Origin of the sequence: uncultured Cyclobacterium sp. (assembly GCF_963977555.1) — a bacterium.
Lineage (GTDB): Bacteria > Bacteroidota > Bacteroidia > Cytophagales > Cyclobacteriaceae > Cyclobacterium.
The window spans coordinates 24,480-43,728 of sequence record NZ_CAXBPD010000007.1 but is presented as its reverse complement, the minus strand read 5'-3'; the positions used below and the strand labels follow the sequence as shown (position 1 = coordinate 43,728).

Sequence of the window (19,249 nt, the reverse complement as noted above, 5' to 3'; positions counted from 1 at the left end):
TGTTTATGGATGTTTTAAAGTTGTCATTTAACTGTTTAGTGGTAAATAAAAGAATAAAATTTTCCTTGCTGGCATTTTGTAGAAATTTTTTTTAATTATTAGATGGCTGGATTTTGAAGGCTAGAATAATTGATTATATTTGAATAAATAATACATATTCTAATTTAACTTTAACCCTTATGAACAAGTAGTTTATGGTTAAAAGTTAATGGAGCATAACATAAATAAGACAAATATGATTGAGAAACGCTACACACAATGGTGGCAATCCGTTTTTTTAGTGTTGCTACTAGTATCCTTCTCTACAGAGAAGTCATGGGCACAGTCAAAAGAGGTGACAGGGACTGTATATTCCAAAGAAGATAGAAGTACTATTCCTGGTGTTAACATTATAAACCAGGGCACTGCCACAGGAACGGTTACCGATATGGATGGGAAATTTTCCATTAACCTATCCGGTAACAATACCGTTTTGAAATTTTCAGCTATTGGTTTTAAACCTCAGGAAATTAGCATTGGAAATCAAACCAATATTGAGGTAACCTTAGAAACAGCACTTGGAGCCCTCGATGAGATAATCGTTGTTGGTTATGGGGAGCAATCCCGAGAAAAATTAACTTCAGCAGTAAGTACACTTGATACCAAGGTGCTTGAAAATGTACCTTTAGGTAATGCTGCTTCCGCTTTGCAGGGAACTGTATCCGGTGTCAGGGTACAAACTTTGAGTGGGCAGCCTGGCGCTGCACCGAGAATAATCGTAAGGGGCGGAACTTCTATCAACGACCCGAATGGTGCCGAACCGCTATATGTGGTCGATGGTGTAATAAGAGATGATATTCAGGGGATCAACCCTATGGATATCGAATCCATGCAGGTCTTAAAGGATGCTGCTTCTACGGCTATTTATGGCTCCAGAGCTTCTAATGGTGTGGTGATTTTAACGACCAAAACAGGTAAGGCTGGTGATACCAAGGTTACTTATAGGTATACAATTGGTACCTCACAAATAAGAGAGAAGTACGACCTTTTATCTGCTAGAGATTATATCTACTATGGTAGATTAGGTGTGGCAGCAACTGGTGAGAAATCACCCACAAGACTTGCTATGTTAAGTGGTTCTTTTGGTTTTGGGACTGGCAATGACCTTACCAATAATACGGCTTATACTACTCAGTATCTGACTCCCGATAATGAGTACAAGCTTAGTGAAGGATGGGAAAGTATGCCAGACCCACTAGATCCTAGCAAGACCATCATTTTTGACGGGGTAGATTGGCAGGATGTATTGTTCAGAACTGCGGTGACTCAAGACCACTATTTGAATTTATCGGGAGGTACTGAAAAAGCAACCTTTAATATAGGCGTAGGTTATGCTGATATGGATGGAACAGCCATTACCACCAATTATAAAAGATTTACTGCCAATATGAATGGAAGGCTAAAAGTAAATGATAAGTTATTTGTGTTTGCAGCCCTAAATTTCACCAGGTCTTCCGATAATTTGGTTTACAGTGAAAACAACTTGTTTGAAAGATCTATTGCTACTCCTCCTACTGCCAAATATACTTTTGAAGATGGCACATTATCACCTGGGGTGAATCGTTCTTTGGGTAATCCCGCTTATCATTTAAATCGCAGTACCAATGACAATACATTAAGCCTGATGACCTTGAGTGGTGGTGCCAATTGGGAGCTTGCTCCTGGCTTGAGCTTTGAGCCTTCGGCCTCCTTATTTACCAGAGCAAATACAACCAATACCTTTTTGATGTCCTACCTCAATTCACCAACTCAATTGGTGGAGAGTAGGAATGCTACTGGAAGACAGCAGAACTGGGAACAATTACAGTTTGATGCAGTATTGAACTATGAGAAAAGCTTCACGGAGCTACATAACTTCAATGCCACCCTTGGTTATTCAATGTACCAGAGAGACAATTATGATCTTTTTGCAGAAGGTAGAGGGGCAGCTACCGACCTAATTCCAACTTTAAATGCATCAGGTGAACCTGTGCAAGTTACCAGTGAAAAAGGGAAACAATTAATCTTGGGCTATTTTGGTAGGGCCAATTATGATTTTGACAACAAGTATCTTGTGTCTATCAGTGCTAGGTATGATGGTGCCTCGAATTTAGGTTCAGAATACAAATGGGGTTTCTTCCCAGGGGTATCCGCAGGTTGGAACTTGCATAATGAATCTTTTTGGGATGCTCCGGCAGCTATTGACAAGTTTAAGCTAAGAGCAAGTTACGGTCTTAATGGTAATCTTGGTAATTTAGAAGATTTCCAAGCACAAGGAGCCTACAGTGTTGGGGGGATTTACCAAGGAAATGCTGCAGTTGAGTACACTACCATTGCCAATCCAAATCTAAAATGGGAGCAATCCAGAACCTTTGATGTGGGATTTGACGCAGGTCTTTTCAATAATAGGGTTACAGTTTTGTTTGATTATTATCAAAGAGTAACTTCTAATCTTATCACCACCTTGGCCATGCCTAAATTGACTGGTTTTACCAGCATTTTAACCAACCTGGGTAGCTTGGAAAACAGTGGTGTAGAGCTTGAGATAAATTTTAATGCTCTTGAGACCAAAGACTGGTTGTGGAACATTGGATTCAATACTTCATTTGTAAAGAATAAAATATTGGAACTCCCTGAAAATGACAACGAAAACAACAGGATTGGCGGGTTGTTTCTTTATGATCAAGAACTTGAAGATTATGCTTGGAAAGGCGGTTTACAAGAAGGTGGACAAATTGGTGAGATGTATGGTTACCAATACCAGTCTATCTTCCCCACTGATGAAGCAGCAGCTGCAGCACCTCAGGATGTGATCATGGCTGGACCAGATCGAACCAGACTTGGTGGAGACGTTGATTGGCTGGATGTTGATGGAAATAATGTGATCGACACGAGGGACAGGGTTTATATGGGGAATATTTTCCCAAAATGGACTGGAGGATTTTCCAATAATGTAAATTATAAAGGAGTCAACCTTTACCTGAGAATGGATTATACCACAGGTCATACCATTTATAACTATGTAAGAGCCAATTTGGATGGACAGTTTGTAGGGAATACCAATATGAGTTCGAATATCACGAAGTCTTGGGAAAATCAGGGTGATGTGACAGCTGTTCCTAAGTTTTACTGGGCAGATCAAGTTGCTCAAAGTAATTATTGGAGAGGAGATCCTAGAAATGTAAATAATGGTGGAGGCAGTTCCATAAATTATGAAAAAGGAGATTACCTGGCGCTGAGAGAACTTACGGTAAGCTATGATTACGCTGCAGGTTGGTACAGGAAGATTGGGATAGAGAATATTAGGCTTAACCTTACTGGCAATAACTTGATGTACTTCACCAATTTCAGTGGACTTTCTCCGGAAGACGGAGGGATGAATAGAGGACGTTTTCCTGTACCTCGTAACATTATGTTAGGTATTAACCTTTCCCTTTAATTAAGTCCTGATTAAACAGAAAATGTCATGAAAAAATTAGTTAATAAAAAGATATACCTTCTTGGAATTATTGTATTCCTATTTAATTACTCCTGTATAACTCCCTTGGAATTAGCCCCTATTAGTTCTATAGGTGCCAACTCATTTTGGCAATCAGAGCAGGATGCCATAGGAGGAGTTATAGGGATGTACAACCAGTTCAGGGATTTGTCAAACAGAACCCTTTACCTTATGGGAGAAGCTAGAAGTGAAGTGATGAACCATGGTCTTCAAAATGCGGATTACAGGCAAAAGTATTTTGAAAATGACATGAATGAGGGCAATGCTGACTTGGATTGGTTGCAATCCTACAAGGTGATCAATTATGCCAATCTGGTCATAAAAAATGTCCCCAATATTACATTTCCAAATGCTGATACGAAGAATGACTTATTAGCACAGGCTTACAGCATGAGAGCATTTGTTTATTTTGTTCTTGCGAAAACCTGGGGCGATGTTCCCTTGATAACGGAACCTGTAGAAGGCTATGATTCCGAAACTACCTTTCAGGAAAGAGCTGCAGTGGCTACTGTTTTTGACCTGATTAAAGCGGATTTGGATATGGCGGTAAATTTGTTTCCAAACAATGAATTTGAAAACGGCCGTTCCATGTGGTCCAAGCCGGCAGTCAACACCCTCAAAGGAGATGTTTATTTGTGGACTGGAAAAACCATGGAGGGAGGTGATGCTGATATCACGATTGCTTTGAGTGCTTTGAATGATGCTAAAACAGCTGATTTAACTCTCTTGGATGACTATTCTAGGGTTTTTGACTTTGATAACAAAGGGAACGATGAAATAATTTTCTCAGTTCATTTCAATGATTTTGAGGTTTCTAACAATATGTTTTCGGATATGTACCTCAATGCGCTTGATTTGAGGGAAACATATACTAATGAGACTTTGGAAGCCATCGGCACCCCAGGAGGATTTAATTGGTGGGCTCCATCTGCTTTAATGAGAGATCAGTTTATGGACGATGATAGCCGGAAAGAGGGTAGTTTCTTTGAAATCTACGATTACGAAGCGGAAAATCCTTTTATAACTTCAATTGTAGTAAAAGGTAGCGGCTATACTGAAGCAGGCTCCAGAATTTTTCTTGATGATATTGTGATTTATAGGTATGCTGAATTGCTATTGCTTATTGCAGAGGCAAAAAATGCCCTTGGTCAAGATCCTTCTGCTGAGATAAATGAAGTAAGAGCAAGAGCCTATGGAGAGAATTTCTCTAGCCATGAATTTAATACTGGTTCTCAAACTGAAAACGACGAGGCAATATTGCAGGAAAGATTATTTGAATTGGCTTTTGAAGGAAAAAGATGGTGGGATCTTATTCGTTTTGACAAAGCCTTTGAGAAAGTGCCTTCTCTACAAGGAAAAGAAGGCCAAGACTACCTTATGGTTTGGCCTATAACTTTGGAAACCATAAGCTTAAATTCTAAAATATCCCAAAATACTGGTTACGAGCAGTAATTAAAATGCAGAGGTAAATCTATAAATAGCCCTAACAACCATGTTTAAAATTCACCGATTTTTATCCCTTACCTTGATCATGACTGCCCTTTCCTTTTCGGGAAAGGCGCAGCATGCTCTTTTAAGTGCTGACAATGGTATAGCGATCTCCATAGGAGCTCTGGTGCACCATGATGTAGAAGAAATGAAAGGCCTTAAAATGGGGCCTTTTGTCAATTTGGACAATGGGGACATCCTGACCGTGGAGGGAACAAATTGCACCATTAGCAATGACGAGGGTAAAACCTGGAGAAGCTATCCTGTATTTGAAGACCCTGAAAATTTCTTGATATCAGATGAGCGGGCCATTCTAAAAACCAGCAATGGTGTAATTATCCTTGCATTCATGAATATGAAAGAAAGGGAGAATTGGAACTGGCAAGAGAATATCTCCGATTCACCAGGGGCCAGGTTGCCTACCTATACGGTGAGAAGTTTGGACGGCGGTAAAACCTGGCAAGATGTTCAAAAACTCCATAATGAATGGACGGGTGCGGTGCGAGACATGATTGAAACTGAAAACGGAAATGTGGTTTTCACCTCCATGATGATGAGACACCACCCGGGCCATCATACGGTATTGACTTATAAGTCGGGCAATGAAGGTAATACTTGGGAAAGGTCAAATATTATTGACCTAGGAGGTATAGGGCACCATAGCGGTGTGACAGAGGCTACCTTAGAGGAGCTTGAATTTGGTAAATTATGGTTGTTGATGCGAACCAATTGGGGTACCTTTTGGGAGGCTTTCTCAATGGATGATGGGGTGACCTGGGAGAATATAAGGCCTACAGACATTGAGGCAAGTTCTGCACCTGGGCTTCTAAAAAGACTTGAAAGCGGTAGATTGATTTTGGTGTGGAACAGAAGATTCCCTGAAGGAACTGATCAATATCCTTTAAGAGGAGGAGATAAACAATGGTCTGAAGTAGCAGCGAGCAATCACAGGGATGAATTGTCCATTGCATTTTCTGAAGACCATGGTAAGACATGGAGTTCTCCAATAGTAATTGCAAAAATTGACAGCAGTATAAAGATGGATCCACCCTTAAAGAGAATTTCCTACCCCTATGTTTTTGAAAGGAATCCTGGAGAATTATGGGTGACAACGATGCAAGGAGGTCTTAGGGTTAAATTTAATGAGGAGGATTTTATTCATTAATTGGATCATTGGTGCAAAAGCCAACTTGATGAGAAAATCAAGTTTTGACTATTTCATGCGAAGGGTCTGGGTAAATGATGAAAAAGGTTTATTCACCTGTTTCGAGATTAAAATGTACACTTAATTATTTCTCTTCAATCCATAATAAAGAAAATGAATAAATTATCTAGAAGAAGGTTTGTTGAAAAATCAATATTCTTGCTTCCATTACCAGCCATTTTATCCTTTACCAACAAACTTAGCAGTTTGGAGGCCTCTCCTGTTTTCTTACCTTCAGGTGAAAGTGACAAGGAACGGATTGCTGCCTTATTAAAAGATAAAGCACCATTGATATGGACTTTTACAGGAGACAGTATCACCCATGGTGCAAAGCACACCCATGGATACCGCTCCTATCCCGAGGTTTTTGGGGAACGCATTCGGTGGGAATTGGGGAGAGTAAGAGATGTAATTATTAATACAGGAATCAGCGGAAATACGACCGAGACAATCCTTCAGGACTTTGACTGGAGGGTTAAACAGTTCAATCCTAAAGTAGTGTCCTTGATGATTGGTACAAATGATTGTTCCAATGAGAAGGTTTCGATAGAAACTTATGAAGAAAACCTGCATCTTTTGGTTAAAAAGATCAGAGCGCTTGGCGCCATCCCAATCCTTCATACTCCTAATCTAATTATCAAAGCATTGGATATGTCTAGAGCAAGTCTAGTTAATTATGTTGAGGTGATAAAAAAGGTCGCATTCGAAGAGAATATTATTCTGGTTGATAATTATGGGCATTGGCTTGAGACGGCTGAAAAGGATGACGGTTTAAACGTTAATAAGGAATGGTTAAATGACCCCCTTCACCCAGGTGGTGAAGGGCATTCGGAAATAGCAAGGCTTATGTTCAAAGAACTCTCAATTTTTGATCCCGAAGCTTCTACTTGTGGGGGACCTTATTATGAAGGAAAACATTAATTGGCACAACTGGAAAAAACTACATCGATGAGAGAAATAAGATTTTTGGTATTAGCGGGTTTGAGTCTTCTGGGTTTTTTGGATTTTTCTGAAGCACAGGTGCTATTGAATCCTTCAAAAGTAGTGCTTCATATTGGCAAAGAAGGCGTTCCACCTAGAAATAGTGAGGGGAGTTTTATTCATTTAAAAGATGGAAGAATATTGTTTGCTTATTCAAAATTTATCGGAGGAGCAAGTGATCACGCAAGTGGCTTAATCGCCGGAAGATATTCGGAAGATGGAGGCGAGACATGGACCCAAAATGATGAGGTAATTGTAGACAATGAAGGAGGGATGAATGTAATGTCTGCTTCTTTATTAAGGTTAAACAATGGCACTATCGCCTTGTTTTATGCCAGAAAAAATTCTTTGGACGACTGCATTCCTTTAATGCGGATTTCAAGTGACGAAGCCAAAACATGGTCAGAACCTATACAGGTAATCACTGATAAAGAAGGTTATTTTGTTTTAAACAATGATAGAGTAATTCAACTTCCAAGTGGCCGACTGCTAGCACCTGTATCTTTGCACAAAACTGCAGGAGTTGATTTTAGCATGCGCGGAAATATTTATTGCTATTACTCCGATGACAACGGTAAAACCTGGAATAGTAGTCAGGAAATGCTCAATCAAGACAAGGTGGTCGTTCAAGAACCAGGCGTAGTTTTATTGAAAAATGGAGAAATAATGATGTGGTTGCGTACAGATCGTGGTGTGCAATATTTAAGTAAATCCCATGACAATGGTCTTTCTTGGGAAGAAGTATATCCCTCAGAGATTTCCTCTCCCAGAGCACCTGCCTCATTAAAAAGAATTCCTAAGACAGGAGACCTGCTGTTAGTTTGGAACGATAACAAAGGTTTGGTTGAGGAGACTGCTTCTTATAGAACCCCGTTGACAGCAGCCATTTCTAAGGATGAGGGGAAAAGTTGGAAACACATTAAGGTAATTGAGGATGATCCGGAAGGATTTTTCTGCTATACAGCGATCTCTTTTGTGGGCAACGAAGTATTATTAGGGTATATGGCTGCAGAACATGTGAGGCCTACAGGGAAGTTACCTTTGGTAGTGCGGAAACTAAGTTTGGATAAATTATACGATTAAAAGATAGGACTATGAGAATGAACAGATTGAGTAGCGCAGCCAAAATGTTGGTTTTGATTGCATTGGTAAGCTATGGTTGTGGTGGTAAGCCTGTAGAAAACCAGACGGCCGAATCCAAACAACCTTCAGAAGAAATAATAAGTGTTCCCGGTAGTTTGGTTTTAAACCCCGGAGACAATAATCCAAGAAATAGCGAAGGTGATTTCATTGAGCTAGAAGACGGCAAAATCCTTTTTGTCTATTCTCATTACTATGGAGAATCTTCTAGTGACCATGCCACCGCTTATTTGGCTGGACGCTATTCAGAAGATAAAGGGCGGACTTGGACATCGGAAGATGTTGAAGTATTGCCGAATGAAGGAGGGATGAATGTGATGTCTGTTTCCTTACTTCGCTTACAAAATGGTGACATTGCCATGTTTTATTTGAGGAAAAACAATACCGATGATTGTATTCCCTATATGAGAATTTCTAAAGATGAGGCCGAGACTTGGTCAGAACCTATTCCATGTATAACAGATGATGAAGGTTATTTTGTTTTAAACAATGACCGTGTCATTCAATTGGAAGATGGAACATTGATGCTTGCTGTAGCCAAACATGCCGGCCCGGGAATGGAATGGAGAGGAAGAGCTGATTTGTTTGCCTATTCTTCAACCGACAATGGCCAAACTTGGAAAAGAAGTGAGATGGTTCCCAATCCTAAAGAAATTGTTTTGCAAGAGCCTGGTTTAGTTGCTTTAGCAGATGGATCGATTTTAATGGTTATTCGAACTGATGCAGGTGTGCAGTGCTTTTCCTACTCAAAAGACCAAGGCAAAACATGGTCAGAAGTTGAAGAAAGCACCTTGGTTTCACCGGTTTCTCCTGCAACAATAGAGAGAATTCCTGAAACAGGAGACTTATTGGCCGTTTGGAACAACAATTTGTCTGAAGACCCAGATGTGGCCAAGCTCAGGACGCCTTTGAGTTCTGCCATTTCAAAAGACGATGGTAAAACATGGGGCAATTATAAGACTTTGGAAAATGACCCTGATGGTTGGTACTGCTATATTGCCATGGATTTTGTGGGTGATGATGTGTTATTGGGCTATTGTGCAGGAAACAGACCCGCTGGAACAGGCCTTTCTGTTACCAAGATAACCAAGCTTGGTAGGGATTGGTTTTACAAAGATTAATTGATTTTAAAAATTCTAAGATTACTGGAGTGATCTTTTATTCAAACAATTCATTTTTCTTCTTTGTAAAAAGAGCATCATGAAGGATAAGGCAAAATAAAAAATGATGAGCAAAGCCGATTTAAGTTCAAGATTAGTTCAGGGGTTTATGATTTTGTTCCTGTTATTTAGTTTTTCCACCATGCAAAGATTAAAAGCCCAAAATAGAAAAACTGTTTTGCAGTTGGATCAAGGGGAAAACAATCCCCGAAACAGTGAAGGAGATTTTATCCGCTTGAACGATGGGCGAATTATGTTTATTTACACCCACTTTATGGGCAAATCCGCCAGTGATTTTGGTAATGCTTTTTTGGCAGCCAGGTATTCTGAGGATGATGGTCAAACATGGACAGATGAGGACAGGACCATCGTTCCAAATGATGGGAGAATGAATGTTATGTCTGTTTCATTACTTAGGCTCCAGGATGGAAACATCGCACTTTTCTATGCGCGTAAAAACGGTTTAAGCGATTGTAAACCCTTGATGCGAATTTCTAAAGATGAAGGAGAAACCTGGTCAGCACCTACATCCTGTATAACGGATAGGGAGGGATACTTTGTTCTCAATAATAACCGGGTCTTACAATTGGAGAATGGCAGATTAATAATGCCTGTAGCCTTACACAGAACTTCGGAAGGAGAAGATTTCAACGAAAAGGGACGATTATTCACCTACTTTTCAGATGACAATGGCGCAACCTGGGAGTCAGGTAAGGAAGTAAAAAATCAAAACAAGGTAATCTTTCAGGAGCCTGGTTTGGTTGCCCTGAAAAACGGAAAACTAATGATGATCATTCGTACTGATGATGGCGTGCAATATTCCTCCTATTCTAAAAACTTAGGAAAGAAGTGGACTCCCGCAAAACCTACAAATATTTCATCTCCGGTTTCTCCGGCTACCATAGCAAGGATTCCATCAACAGGGGATCTGTTGATGGTCTGGAATAACAATGGCGTAAAGGAAGGAATGTACAAAGGGAAAAGGACGCCGCTGAATATTGCCATTTCTAAAGATGAAGGCAAAACCTGGGAAAGCGAAAAAGTTTTGGAAGATGATCCTGATGGTTGGTATTGTTATACGGCCATTCATTTTGTCAATGAGGATGAGGTCTTACTCTCCTATTGTGCAGGTGATAGACCTGCAGGAACCGGGCTTTCCGTGACCAGATTAACGCTTTTAGATTTGGATTGGGTTTACGGAGACTAAGTAAATGGTATGTTATTGGGCTTGAAATATATTTTCTTAGCATAAATTTAATGCAGAGATGAACCTATTAGTTGTACTGTTTTTATTAAAGTTATTGCCATTGACGGTAGTGGAGACTCTTATTAATCACTATTCCGGAAAGGAAACTGAAATAGAAACGATTTCCTCGATGGGGGATAAATTAAAAATTGTCGCTTTTGGGAACTCAATAACAGCAACGCGAAGTACCATAGAACAGGTTTTTGCTCAGAGATTGCCTTCACTCCTTTTGGAGGAAGGAATAGCTGCAGTAGTAATCAATTCTGGGATTCCTGGAAGTCATACTGGAAGTATTAAGGACCATGATTTATTCAAAATTAAACATGGAATGGACAGATTCGAAACGGATGTGTTAGCACATAATCCTGATTTGGTGATCATAGGTTTTGGTACCAATGATGCCCATATAGATGATGCCGGACCTGATGGAAAATCAAGGATCCCATTAAGACGGTACAAACGGAACCTTACATTCATGATAAAGGAGCTTAAGGCTCAAGGGGCAGATGTGATTTTAATAGCACCAAATGGACTGAGAGGAAAATATCCGGAATACCAGAATGTTAGGTTGAAACAGTATGTAGAAGTGGTTAAGAAATTGGCTAAACGATACCACATAGGTTTGATAGACAATTTTAAGCTGTTTTCCGACTATTATGATAGTAAGGAAAATAGAGCGGAAGAAATATTATTGGACGGGGTGCATCCCAATGATAAGGGGCATGCGCTTATGGCGGAGGAAATAAGCCAAGAAATAGTTAGAATTAGAAAGTTAAAAGATCAATAAAAAGGATGGCTGAATTATTTTCGACGCATGTGATCAAGTCGGCTTCAAAAGGTCCAAATGGGCTTATAATTGCTGGAGTTCATGGGGATGAATACCAACCGGTATTGGCGGTGATGAAATTAATCAATCAGTTGCAGGGGAACCTAATTTCAGGCACAGTTACCCTTGTGCCCATTACCAATAGAAATGCTTATTTTTCAGGAGCACGAGTAGGCGAAGACAATTTGGATCTTGCGAGGACTTGCCCTGGGAATACAGAAGGGACGGTTACAGAAAAAGTGGCTGCTGAGATTAGTGAGCTGATCACGAAAGCAGATTTCTTTATTGATATGCATACGGGAGGCAATTTGTTTGATATTTCTCCCCTTTCTGGATATATGCTGCATCAGGATTCCAAAGTTTTGGAAAAGCAGAGAGCCATGGCAGCGGCTTTTAATTTGTCGATTGTTTGGGGAACAAGTTCTGAACTAGAGGGAAGAACCTTGTCGGTGGCTAGAGATGCCAATGTGCCGGCCATTTATACTGAGTATAGAGGTGGCGACTACCGAACTGAAGGTGTGGGTAGTCTGGTGTCTGGGTGCTTGAATGTTTTAAAGTACTTTGGTATGTTGAAAAATAGAGTCACCCCCGATAAACATAAATATTTTATTGAAGACCATAAGCCGGGAAGTGGGCATTTGCAGGTGATGCATCCTGCCCCTGAAGAAGGTTTATTTGTCGCCACGGTTAATTTGGGAGACCTTGTTACCGAAGGTGACAAGTTGGGCTACCTATTAAGAGAAAGTGGAGAAGTAGGAGCAGCTATACTAGCGCAAAAATCCGGGCTGGTATTTCTAAAACGGGCCGTACCCATGGCCAAAGCAGGGGATGCCCTTGCTGGTATTTTACCCATAGAATAAAAAGGAATCAATGAAAAGTGAAGTGGAAATTAAGCCAAGAGTTATAATAGTTACCGGAGCATCCAGAGGCATTGGCAAAGCGATTACAGAAGCTTTTATTGCCAATGGGGATTATGTTGCCATGGTTTCAGAAAACAATGATGAATTGCAGGCCGCAGCGGCTTCTCTTTCAAAACCTGAAAATGTTTTGGTTTTAGATGGAGACTTGGCAATAGATGATTTTGTGGATGAAATCGTGGAGGCGACATATAGTAAATGGGGCAAAATAGATGTGTTAGTCAACAATGCCGCATGGAGAACCATTGAGACTTTGAATACCATTTCCAGAGAAAATTGGGAAAAGACCTTAAAGATTTGTCTCACCTCTCCAGTATTTCTATCAAAATTGGCGGCAAAAAAAATGGCTTCTGGGCGCGAAGGAGGAGTAATTGTCCACCTGAGCAGTGTTATGGCAGAAAGAGCTGGAGGTTCAAGCCCAGCTTATATTGCTGCCAAAGGTGCTTTGTTAAGCTTAACCTATGAAATGGCAGCATTGTATGGGCCATCAGGTATCAGAGTAGTAGCGGTTTGCCCAGGGAATGTAACCACCACCATGAGCAGTAATTTCAAAGACACCGAAGGCATTGATGTGAGTCAAAGCCTGGTGGATGAAATGGAAGGCATGACACCATTACAACGAAGTGCCTCTCCTGAGGAAATCGCCAATGGTGTTTTCTGGTTGGCTTCTGACAATGCCTCATTTGTAAATGGGACTTCATTGGTTATCGATGGAGGTTTTACTCATAATTTCAATAGTTATAAAAACAAGAAACTACAATTCCCCAACGAATTTTGAAAGGAATAAGCAAATACACACCGTTATTAAATTTACCCCAGGGAATAGCACCATTTTCACTGGGCGAGGGTAATACGCCCTTGATAAAGTCAAGGCAAATTGGTCCTGAATTGGGTTTTCCAAATCTTTATTTCAAACTGGAATCCTCCAATCCTTCGGGTTCCTACAAGGACCGCTTTGCCGCTTTTGCCATAGCAGATATTTTGGCAAACAAGGGCAAAATTTGCTTGGCTACTTCAAGTGGAAACACTGGCGCGGCACTCGCTGCTTATGCCGCCGCAGCAGGGTTACCTTGCAAGATTGCGATCGTCGATGGTGCCCCAGAAGGTAAATTGAAACAAATGAGGGCGTATGGTGCCTCTTTATATGTCATCAAAGACTTCGGTAAAAATAGCGATGTAAGTGTGAAGATATTTGGGAAGCTAGGTGAAGTAGCAACTCAAAACCATACTCGTCTTCAAGTAAGTGCTTTCAAGTACAGTCCAGTGGGCATGACCGGCGTACAAACGATAAGTTTTGAACTGGCGGAAGACCTAGCGCATGTGGACAATGTATTTGTCCCGTCGGGTGGTGGAGGCTTGGCCTTGGCGATTGCCAGAGGCTTTCAAACATGGAAACGCCAGCATGCCGTTTTTGAAGTGCCCAGTGTACATTGCGTTCAACCTGAAGGGAATGATACCATTGCCGGAAACCTGAGAAAAGGCTTGGAAGAAGCCCAGGCTGTAACAAATGCCACTACTCAAGTGAGCGGGCTTCAAGTGGCCAATGTAATAGACGGAACAGAAACCTTGAGAGAATGCAAGGCAACTGGAGGGGATGGTTTCTTGGTTAGTGATAAAGAAACTTTTGAATGTCAGCGATTATTAGCAGTAAAAGAAGGGGTATACACAGAACCTGCGGGTGCGGTAGCTTTGGCAGGATGGATGAAAGCGGTCGCCGATGGGGAAGTGGATAAAGATGCCAATGCAGTTTGTATCGTCTCTGGAAGTGGTTTCAAAGACCCTCATGCCGTTGAAGAGTTGATTGTTCACAACCCGGTAAGCTATTTAAAGAGTTATAAAGAAATGGATCATTATTTTGCAGTATAATAGATAAAACAATTGAATATGTATGAAAATATGAAGGGAGTTTGGCCAGCAATGCTTACTCCAATGGATGGCAATGGTCGTCCTGAATTTAAGCAATTAGAGAAGTGGGTAGATGTTTTAATAGCCCAAGGTGTTGACGGACTTTATCTACTTGGATCCACAGGTCAAGGGTTTTTGCTTAGTGAAGCGGACAGAAACAAGGTGACGGAGATTACTGCAGATGTGAATGCGGGAAGAGTGCCAATAATTGTGCAGGTAGGTTCCATGACCACACAGGAGTCAGTACGTTTGGCCAAGCATGCTGCTCAGTGCAAAGTTGATGGTATTTCCTCAGTTGCCCCTGTTTATTACGGACCTACAGACGGAAGTTCAGGGATGGCATTAGCGCATTATGGAGCTATTGCCAGCGCTACGGATTTGCCTTTCTTCCCATACCAACTGGGCGCTACCAGTTTTTCAGATGGATTGGGTGGATTTATAAATAAATTACTTAAGATGCCTAATATGGCAGGTATGAAATTGACTACAAATAATCTTTTGGAGATTAGTACCATTTCATACAGTTCAAAGGGTGAATTGGTGCTTTTTAGCGGAGCGGATGAATTGATGTGCCATGCAGTTTTGTGTGGTACTAATGGTGCCATTGGTTCTTATTATAATGTTTTCGAGCCTGAGTGTAAACATGTTCGAGAGGCATTTGTAAAAGGCGATGTGGCATTGGCAACAGACTTTATGCTGGTTTTCCAGGAAGTAATTGCTGAAACTTTACCAAATATCTGGACCTTCTTTAGACAAGCCATTCAAATGAGGTATGGTGTTGATATTGGGGGTTCAATAGCCCCGGTAGGCAATACCAATAAAGTTTGGGAAGATAAGAAAATTGAAGAATTGATTGATAGAGTGGTAAAAGCAGCAAAAATAGGTGGTTAAATGCTTATCAGGTATAATATCCTACTGAATAGAAAAACCACCTAAAGAAAGATCAATGTGGTCTGAGAAAGTTGAGGGCAAGTTAACACGGATTATTTAGTGGGGTCTTGGTTAAAGGTAAAGAAGACAGATCAGATTTGTAAATTGTAATTAAAATCCACTCGATATAATTCGGGTAAAATATTAGAAAAACGATTAAAAAATTATGGTAAATAAAGAAGTTATTTCAGGCGAAGGTGTTCCTAGTAGTCCATTGCCTTTTTCTCCAGCACTCAAGGTAAACAATATGGTCTTTGTTTCTGGCCAGGCTTCGGTTGATGAAAATGGGAAGATTGTAAACGACACATTTGAAAATGAAGTAAGAAGATCTTTTGATAACGCTAAAAAAATTCTAGCGGCAGCTGGTTTAGATTTTAGTGATGTGGTTCAGGTGAGAAACTACGTAGGAAACCAAGAGGACCTGGCGGAATTTAACGCCATTTATAAAGAATACTTTCAGGCACCATTTCCTGCTAGAACGACCTTGATAGGTTGCTTGGGAACTTTGCTGAAATTTGAAGTGGATTTAGTAGCATATGTCGAATAATTCAAAAAAACATATTGGTATAATCGGTGTTTATCATGAATCAAACACCTTTTTGGATCAGCAGACTACTTGGGGAGATTTCGAAAATGGACACCTGCTGTATGGACAGGATGTTATAGACGAATACCGTGAGGCCTTTCATGAAATTGGAGGCATGGTCTCGATTTTAAGCGCTGAGGAGGACATAGAACTTGTCCCCTTGTTTTATGCTGAAGCTACTCCCGGAGGAATTATTGCGGAAGAAACGGCCAAACGCTTAATTAAAGAAGTAGAGCGAACCTTAAAGGAGGCACCCCCTTTAGATGGCTTAATGGTAGTGCCTCATGGTGCTGGTGTCAGTGTGCCCTATTTGGATTTTGATGGTCATTGGTTAAAAATGGTTCGTGAAATCCTGGGGCCAGATCTTCCTATTATTGGTACAATCGACCCACATTGCAATCTAAGTGAGACGATGGTGGAAGCAGTAGATGCGCTTGTTGCTTACAAAACCAACCCCCATGTAGACCAAAGAGATGTAGGTAAATCAGCAGCTATTTTAATGGTAGACACCCTTAAAGGCAAGATAAAACCAGAAATGTTTCTTATGCAAACAAAGGTGGCAATAAGCATTGAAATGCAGCATACCGGATCTGATCCCTGCAAAACCTTATTTGCCTTTGCCAGCGAAATTCAGGATGACCCTGGTGTTTTATCTACCAATGTTGTTTTGGGATTTCCCTATGCTGATGTCCCTGAAATGGGTACCAGCTTTATTGTGGTTACCAATAACGATAGAAAGTTGGCAGAAAATAAAGCAGCTGTTCTGAATGATTATTTGCTTAAGAATCACCAAGATTTCTCAGGGAAGAAAATTGGCTTGGATGAAATGCCGACCCATATCGACAAAGCTGAAAAACCTTTGCTGATACTGGATATGGGAGACAACGTTGGTGGCGGTTCGCCTGCAGACAGTACCTTTCTTCTTGGAGTTTTGGAATCCTGTCCTGGAGTAAAAAGTTTTGTATGTATCTATGATCCGGAAGCAGTGGCTGAATTAAAATCGGTCAATCCAGAAGGGTATTACAGGATAAATATAGGCGCCAAGACAGACAATTTACATGGTGAAACCATGTCTTTAGAAGTGAAACTGGAGAAAATTGTAGACGGAAAATTCACTGAGAAAGAGCCAAGGCATGGAGGACAGGTCAACTTCAATATGGGAGAAACAGCCATTGTGACCAGCAAAGCCGGTAATACCATTATGCTTACTTCTTTGCGTATTGTGCCATTTAGTCTACAGCAGTTGCTTCATTTTAATATTGAGCCCTCATCCTACGATGTATTGGTGGCAAAAGGAGTTAATGCCCCTTTGGCAGCTTACCAGTCTGTTTGTAAAACAATTTTAAGGGCCAATACCCCTGGTGTTACTAGGGCAGATATGGCGAGTTTGACCTACAAGCACAGAAGGAAACCTTTGTTTCCATTGGATAAAATATAAATTAAATGAAGAAAGGAAACCACATTCACCAGAAGCTCCCTGATCCCAATACCATTCCGCCTGAAATTATTTTGGAGCTGGAATACTATACAGAGGGGCCAGTTTTAGGGAATGATGGTTTCCTTTATTACACGAATCTGGCAGGTGAAGGGATTTACAGGTATCAGGATGAAAAACCCAAACTGTGGGCCAAAGGCAAAAGACCAAACGGACAAGCAATCATGGCAAATGGAGACCACCTGCTTTGTGACAGTTTGTCTGGCAGCGTTATAAAATATGACCTGGAAGGGACTTTATTGGGAGATGTTTCTCCCGCTGAAATCGATGGCGTGACGATTACCTGTCCCAATGATGTCGCAGTGCATACAGAAAAAGGTTTCTTTTTTACCGATTCCATAAGGCACAATGGAGGTGTATATTTTGTAGGTTGGGAGGGTGAGGCCTATGCTGTTGCCACTGACATTGATTTCCCAAATGGGATTGTGTTCCACCATAAAAAAAATATCTTGTATATCGCTGAAAGTTATAAAAACAGGATCTTGAAAATAGACTTGAATTTACCTGAAACTAGCCCTGATTTCTTATCGGTGTTGGCAACCTTGCCATTTAATGATAAAAATAAGGAGACCGGAAATCTTCCGGATGGTTTGGCGATGGATAGGGAAGGTAGAATATGGGTAGCTCATTACGGAATGCAGGCCATACAGGTGCTATCGGAAGAGGGAGAATTGCTCGCAACCTACGACTCCGGTATTCCACTTACCAGCAACCTTTGCTTTGCAGATGGCTATTTATGGATAACTGGTGGCGTAGCGGAGCCAGGCCCAGGTAAAGTAAGCCGGATTAAAATAGGTATTGAAGGAATGCCCTTGAATTAAATGGACAGAACAAAGGAGGAAATGATAGGGATTGGAATTATAGGCGCAGGAAATTTTAGCTCAAGACATATTGAAGCCATACAAAAAATCCCATCACTTGAATTGAAGGCTATTTGCAGAAGGGATGCAGCTGCATTGTCCCTACTCACTGACAAATACAAACTTAAAGGGGTTACAGATTACCGTGAATTGCTTAGTGATCCGGGGATAGATGCTGTACTTATTGCTACACCCCACCATTTGCATACAACAATTGCCCTAGAGGCCGCTGCCGCAGGAAAGCATATTTTGCTGGAGAAGCCTATGGCTTCAACTTATTCAGACTGTAAAGCCATTCATGAAGCCAGTGTTAAATCGGACATAAAGTTAATGATTGGTCAGGTTGCTCAATTTTCACCTTCCTTTATTGCTGCAAAAACTGCCATTGCTTCTGGGGAAATTGGTGAAATACATATGGTCAAAGCGACATCAATTTCTTTTTGGAAGCATGGTGACCGGAAGGATTGGCATCTGAAGAAGACTTCTGGTGGAGGATATTTACTCACTGTAGCCATCCATCAATTGGATGCCTTGTGTGCTTTGATCCCTTCTGATGTTAGCAGTGTTACTGCCAGTATGACCAATGCTTTTCATGAAGATGAAGTAGATGATGGAGGGGTGATTGTGCTGGATTTCAAAAAAGGTCAGAAGGCTTCCCTTCATTATTCAGGATTTAAAAATGGTGTAAATGATATCTGCATCGATTTTAATGGAAGCACAGGCAGCCTTAAAATGGACAATACCAAAGGTGTTTTTCTGGGGAAAGATCAAGATTACGATCTTCTTCCCAATTCCTATTCCGAAGATTGGATGAATGAAGCTTTGGTCAATCAATGGGAGGAGTTTTCCAAAGCTATTATGGAAGACCGAGAACCATTTGCTTCAGGTAAGCATACTTTGAAAGTCATGGAAGTTTTATTTGCAGCTTTTGATGCTGCTGCTACAGGAGTGCCTATAAGGTTACATTAAATTAAAAAATATTACTATAATTCAA

General features: G+C 40.8%; 16 protein-coding genes. All 16 read left to right on the top strand.

Annotated features, from left to right (window positions below):
• Nucleotides 1–235 precede the first annotated feature (235 nt).
• Nucleotides 236–3,457, top strand: coding sequence for a TonB-dependent receptor (locus AAC073_RS10275; protein ID WP_339923744.1), 3,222 nt, complete (start codon nt 236–238; stop codon nt 3,455–3,457).
• Nucleotides 3,458–3,484: 27 nt separating this feature from the next.
• Nucleotides 3,485–4,969: a RagB/SusD family nutrient uptake outer membrane protein gene (locus tag AAC073_RS10270; RefSeq protein WP_339923743.1), complete on the top strand. Its 1,485-nt coding sequence runs from the start codon at nt 3,485–3,487 to the stop codon at nt 4,967–4,969.
• A gap of 40 nt (nt 4,970–5,009) precedes the next feature.
• The gene (locus tag AAC073_RS10265; RefSeq protein ID WP_339923742.1) at nt 5,010–6,170 is read left to right on the top strand and encodes a sialidase family protein; all 1,161 of its coding nucleotides are present in this window, start codon (nt 5,010–5,012) and stop codon (nt 6,168–6,170) included.
• 153 nt (nt 6,171–6,323) lie between these two features.
• Complete coding sequence (locus AAC073_RS10260; RefSeq protein WP_339923741.1) at nt 6,324–7,130, top strand: SGNH/GDSL hydrolase family protein; 807 nt, start codon at nt 6,324–6,326, stop codon at nt 7,128–7,130.
• 27 nt (nt 7,131–7,157) lie between these two features.
• Entirely contained in the window at nt 7,158–8,273 is a 1,116-nt protein-coding gene (locus AAC073_RS10255; RefSeq protein ID WP_339923740.1) for a sialidase family protein, read from the top strand.
• Nucleotides 8,274–8,284: 11 nt separating this feature from the next.
• Nucleotides 8,285–9,451 (top strand): sialidase family protein, encoded by a 1,167-nt coding sequence (locus tag AAC073_RS10250; protein WP_339923739.1) that lies wholly within the window; start codon nt 8,285–8,287, stop codon nt 9,449–9,451.
• Between the two features lie 181 nt (nt 9,452–9,632).
• Entirely contained in the window at nt 9,633–10,697 is a 1,065-nt protein-coding gene (locus AAC073_RS10245) for a sialidase family protein (protein ID WP_339923738.1), read from the top strand.
• Nucleotides 10,698–10,755: 58 nt separating this feature from the next.
• Entirely contained in the window at nt 10,756–11,523 is a 768-nt protein-coding gene (locus AAC073_RS10240) for an SGNH/GDSL hydrolase family protein (RefSeq protein ID WP_339923737.1), read from the top strand.
• A 5-nt stretch (nt 11,524–11,528) separates the two neighbouring features.
• On the top strand, nt 11,529–12,422 hold the full coding sequence (locus AAC073_RS10235; protein ID WP_339923736.1) for a succinylglutamate desuccinylase/aspartoacylase family protein: 894 nt from the start codon (nt 11,529–11,531) through the stop codon (nt 12,420–12,422).
• A gap of 10 nt (nt 12,423–12,432) precedes the next feature.
• Nucleotides 12,433–13,257 (top strand): SDR family oxidoreductase, encoded by an 825-nt coding sequence (locus AAC073_RS10230; RefSeq protein ID WP_339923735.1) that lies wholly within the window; start codon nt 12,433–12,435, stop codon nt 13,255–13,257.
• The gene (locus AAC073_RS10225) at nt 13,254–14,345 is read left to right on the top strand and encodes a pyridoxal-phosphate dependent enzyme (protein ID WP_339923734.1); all 1,092 of its coding nucleotides are present in this window, start codon (nt 13,254–13,256) and stop codon (nt 14,343–14,345) included. Before AAC073_RS10230 ends, AAC073_RS10225 begins: the two co-directional genes overlap by 4 nt.
• Before the next feature lie 18 nt (nt 14,346–14,363).
• Nucleotides 14,364–15,275 (top strand): dihydrodipicolinate synthase family protein, encoded by a 912-nt coding sequence (locus AAC073_RS10220; protein ID WP_339923733.1) that lies wholly within the window; start codon nt 14,364–14,366, stop codon nt 15,273–15,275.
• Between the two features lie 205 nt (nt 15,276–15,480).
• Nucleotides 15,481–15,861 (top strand): RidA family protein, encoded by a 381-nt coding sequence (locus AAC073_RS10215; protein WP_339923732.1) that lies wholly within the window; start codon nt 15,481–15,483, stop codon nt 15,859–15,861.
• Nucleotides 15,851–17,338 carry a M81 family metallopeptidase gene (locus AAC073_RS10210; RefSeq protein WP_339923731.1) on the top strand — a complete coding sequence of 496 codons (1,488 nt, stop codon included), beginning with the start codon at nt 15,851–15,853 and terminating at the stop codon, nt 17,336–17,338. The genes AAC073_RS10215 and AAC073_RS10210 overlap by 11 nt, the downstream gene beginning before the upstream one ends.
• Before the next feature lie 5 nt (nt 17,339–17,343).
• On the top strand, nt 17,344–18,216 hold the full coding sequence (locus AAC073_RS10205; RefSeq protein WP_339923730.1) for an SMP-30/gluconolactonase/LRE family protein: 873 nt from the start codon (nt 17,344–17,346) through the stop codon (nt 18,214–18,216).
• Nucleotides 18,217–19,224: a Gfo/Idh/MocA family oxidoreductase gene (locus AAC073_RS10200; RefSeq protein ID WP_339923729.1), complete on the top strand. Its 1,008-nt coding sequence runs from the start codon at nt 18,217–18,219 to the stop codon at nt 19,222–19,224.
• Nucleotides 19,225–19,249: the final 25 nt, after the last annotated feature.